General features: G+C 67.5%; 1 protein-coding gene. It reads right to left on the bottom strand.

The genetic code is table 11. From position 1 onward, the window contains the following. Nucleotides 1-12: 12 nt before the first annotated feature. A complete protein-coding gene (locus ACIA8G_RS43895) occupies nucleotides 13-978 on the bottom strand; it encodes an IS481 family transposase (RefSeq protein ID WP_396424781.1) in 966 nt (321 codons plus the stop codon). Nucleotides 979-1082 lie beyond the last annotated feature (104 nt).

Here is a 1082-nt window from a genome sequence, read left to right as displayed (position 1 = left end):
TGTACCTGGCTGTCACGTTGGTGACTGGGTGCGGCTGATGGGTGGGTGACCATCGAGGGCGGTGTGACCGCGTTCAGTGTTGTAGTAGTCGAGCCAGGGCGCTAGCGCGGCGGTGCGAGCGGCGTTGTCCGAGAAGACGTCGTGGTAGGCCCACTCGGTCTGCAGGGTGCGGTTGAAACGCTCTACTTTGCCGTTCTGCCAGGGACAGTGCGGTTTGATCGTTTTGTGACGGGCGCCGATCGCGGCGATGGCGGCCGCGAAGTCACGCGAGATCAGATAGTTCTTGGCGTTGTCGGTCAGGACACGGTGAACGCGTGGGATGCCCTGTCCGGCGAACCACGCGGCCGCGCGAAGCAGGAAACCCGCGCATGTCGTCCCTCGTTCGTCGCCGAGGATTTCGGCGTAGGCGAGGCGAGAATGGTCGTCGACCGCGGCGTGGACGTAGTCGTAGCCCACGCCTCGCAGCGAGCGAGGCTTGGGCCCTCGGCCGTGTGCTCGCCAGCCACCACCGGGCGGGATCTTGCCGATCTTCTTGACGTCCAGGTGCACCAGATCGCCGGGGGCGGGGTGTTCGTAGCGGCGGGTGGTGTGCCGGGTGGCGCGGATGCGCTGCCCGGTCAACGGATCGCACTCAGCCAGCCGTGGCACGCCCCGCCTGGTCAGTACGCGTGACACCGTGCGAGCCGCGACACCGATGTGGGCACCGATCCGAGCCGGGCCACACCGCAACTGTGCTCGCGTCGCAAGGATCCGTTCCTCGACATCGGCCGGCGTATGCGAGGGCATGCGGTGTGGCCGGCTCGACCGATCGGCCAGACCAGCGGCGCCCTCATCACGGAACCGGCGCACCCAGCGGTGCGCGCACTGCCGCGACACGCCGAGCTCCTTGGCCACATGAGCGACCGGTCTGCCAGCGGCGACCCGCTCAACGAGGACCAGGCGTCCATGCACGGTCAGGCGGGCGTTAGCGTGTCCCATCGAGGCCTCCGGCTGTGGTGACTGACTTCGCAATCACCACCGCACCCGGAGGCCTCACCCATGATCAAGCCGACACACCGTCACCAACGTGTTGGCCAGGTACA

Origin of the sequence: Lentzea sp. NPDC051213 (assembly GCF_044455585.1) — a bacterium.
In the GTDB taxonomy this organism is placed as follows: domain Bacteria; phylum Actinomycetota; class Actinomycetes; order Mycobacteriales; family Pseudonocardiaceae; genus Lentzea.
The sequence above is the reverse complement of the archived record's forward strand: the minus strand, read 5'-3'. Positions and strand labels throughout refer to the sequence as shown.

Excerpts from the sequence above, each read along its gene's own strand:
- ACIA8G_RS43895 (WP_396424781.1), bottom strand. The coding sequence starts at position 978 with ATGGGACACGCTAACGCCCGCCTGACCGTGCATGGACGCCTGGTCCTC.